The following is a 2279-nucleotide window of genomic DNA, read 5'->3' as shown; positions in this document are numbered from 1 at the left end:
GTGTAAACTTTCACTTTATTACAGATGTTCTCAAACGACTTTTTGAGTACGCTGATTGGTTTCAAGACGACATCGTCTGTGATGTCTTTAAATTTTTAGAATTAGAAGACACCATCAATGAACCATACTTTGGTGAAACACTCATTGGTGTTCGAGACCCTATATTTACTCAATGTAATGAAAACACCATCAAAACCCTTAATGAGATTGCGCCACCTTCTATTACTCACATCGTACATGGGCCTAAAGTAAATATGCTGATGTTTTCGATGGAGATGGGTGACCTTGAATTTAGTGAATTTATCACCAATCTATTAAACATATTCGATTTGAAAGGAGAACATTATCATGAAACTAATCATCGAGTTGGATGATGAAAGGATGGCAACCGATAATCTAGTTCAAGTTTCTGAAGAACAAAATGGCGTTTTAAGTCACTTTCACATGACTGTTGATGAGTTAAGGAAAGTGATTAATGCATCCGTAGAAGATTTACAAATGGATACGGGAACATTACCGTCTAACGCTATACGTTACAGAGAAACTGATGAAGGTGTACACGTATTTTGTGAAGTTCCTAAGAAACAATGGGTGATTAATTTCCGTAACGATGCCATTCGAGTTGGCTTTCCCAAAATGCTTTTCCATTACTTCTGTAAACAGAATAAACAGACGTATAACGTCTCATTAAAGCATATTTGGGCAGTTAAAGATGAACCAATCCATAATGATACGAAAATGTGTCATTTTCCATACTCGCATGTTGATCGAGATGGGAAAGTTTGTATGGGAGGAAATCGATTACCTGATATTCAGTCTCTAGACCAACTCGTCACATATCACTCGTTCTTTGTGAACTCACCTTTTGATACAGATTACGGAGCCAAAACAACCCTAAGATTAACACTTGAAGAGTTATATCTTGATACGTTTAACGAAAAGGAATTTAACGATGATATATTAGTTCCGACACGTGAAACATTTCAAGAAACTGTTAAATCTATGTAAGGACATTTTTAAATAATAAATTAAACAAACTACTATTAAGGAGAGGATTATTATGTCACAAGATGTATTCAGCTTATTTAATATTACAGAGGAATCAGAAGAAAAACGTCAGGAAGAGGTTAAACAGCAAGATAATCAACCGAAAGGAAAGGAAGAACCCAAAAAATCTAAACAAACGAACGCAACTAATAATCAAAGCAGCAAGACAAATCAATCAAAAAATAAGGATGAAAACACGTTTGATATCAAGCCAAATACTAAGTTCTACCACTTAGGTGAAGAAATCGACATTACAGAGTATTTATCTGAAGATGAGATTAAAAATGGTATCATGCGTAAGAAAAAAGGTGAAGAAGTGTTAGAGCCAGTAACTGGCGAGGATTTACGTAAACGTGTTGAAAAAGATTTTCCAGATCTCGTTAAAAGTTATACAGAACTGGTTTATCTTAAAAAGAAAAACCTTGTCGTTGCTGTTTCTAAAGCTAAAAAGAAGGGGTTATATAGCGATTGTCCGAGTGGGCAATCCTCCCCCCTTCCTAAAATTCCTTTTTCAATTGTGGTAGAGTTTTGTCGTTTTGCTTTCGATGTCTATAAGGAAAAAGGCACGGAATGTCATGCGGATATTTACTATGATTATGACGAACAAGATTATTTTCTTGATATACCACAACAAATTGCTAGTGTAGTTAATGTCGAAGTATCAGAAGATGCTGTGTCAATGGCTGTGCGTCTATCTGAGCGTCGTCATCGTAAAATCATGGAAATCCATTCGCATCATAACATGTCGCCGACTCCCTCCTCTACAGATAACCAAAGTGAAACAGGGAGCTTTTTATATGCGATTGTTGGCAATATAAACGATTACTTTCCTGACATCACATTACGATATTATGATCGTGACAATCACCGTCACGTTGGTGTAGATTTACATCAAGTGTTTGAAAACCCATTTAAACAATCCTCAACGTTTGATACATCTCTTGTAGAAGAGGTTGATGTTGTATGATTAAAATAGAACCTATATACCAGAGACATATACCGGTAATCGTTCAAGTGGGTGTGGGTGGTACAGGAAGTAATGTAGCTCAGCAAGTCGCACAACTATTAGCAACAATAGGTGAAGGGCATTATGTATTAGCTGATCCCGATGTGGTTGAAGAGAAAAATCTTCGTAACCAATTATTCAGTCAAGCTAATGTTGGGTCAACCTAAAGCAGAAGTATTAGCTAATCGTTACCGATCAGCCTATAATATTGCTGCTTATAGCTATA

The 2279-nt window shown here is 36.1% G+C and carries 4 protein-coding genes; all 4 read left to right on the top strand.

Annotated features, from left to right (window positions below; translation table 11 throughout):
* Positions 1–374, top strand: a 374-nt coding sequence (locus tag ACTWQB_RS17105) for a hypothetical protein (RefSeq protein WP_443140366.1), incomplete at its 5' end; no start/stop codon positions are given.
* Entirely contained in the window at positions 349–1008 is a 660-nt protein-coding gene (locus ACTWQB_RS17100) for a hypothetical protein (protein WP_443140365.1), read from the top strand. The genes ACTWQB_RS17105 and ACTWQB_RS17100, both read left to right, overlap by 26 nt.
* A 52-nt stretch (positions 1009–1060) precedes the next feature.
* Positions 1061–2014 (top strand): Mov34/MPN/PAD-1 family protein, encoded by a 954-nt coding sequence (locus ACTWQB_RS17095; RefSeq protein ID WP_443140364.1) that lies wholly within the window; start codon positions 1061–1063, stop codon positions 2012–2014.
* Positions 2011–2220, top strand: coding sequence for a ThiF family adenylyltransferase (locus ACTWQB_RS17090; RefSeq protein ID WP_443140363.1), 210 nt, complete (start codon positions 2011–2013; stop codon positions 2218–2220). The genes ACTWQB_RS17095 and ACTWQB_RS17090 overlap by 4 nt, the downstream gene beginning before the upstream one ends.
* Positions 2221–2279 lie beyond the last annotated feature (59 nt).

Origin of the sequence: Piscibacillus sp. B03, assembly GCF_052246295.1 — a bacterium.
In the GTDB taxonomy this organism is placed as follows: domain Bacteria; phylum Bacillota; class Bacilli; order Bacillales; family Alkalibacillaceae; genus Piscibacillus.
This window is presented reverse-complemented; position numbering and strand designations above follow the sequence as displayed.

Bases quoted from the DNA above. Each gene is read 5' to 3' on its own strand.
- ACTWQB_RS17100 (WP_443140365.1), top strand. From the start codon at position 349: ATGAAACTAATCATCGAGTTGGATGATGAAAGGATGGCAACCGATAAT.
- ACTWQB_RS17095 (WP_443140364.1), top strand. From the start codon at position 1,061: ATGTCACAAGATGTATTCAGCTTATTTAATATTACAGAGGAATCAGAA.
- ACTWQB_RS17090 (WP_443140363.1), top strand. From the start codon at position 2,011: ATGATTAAAATAGAACCTATATACCAGAGACATATACCGGTAATCGTT.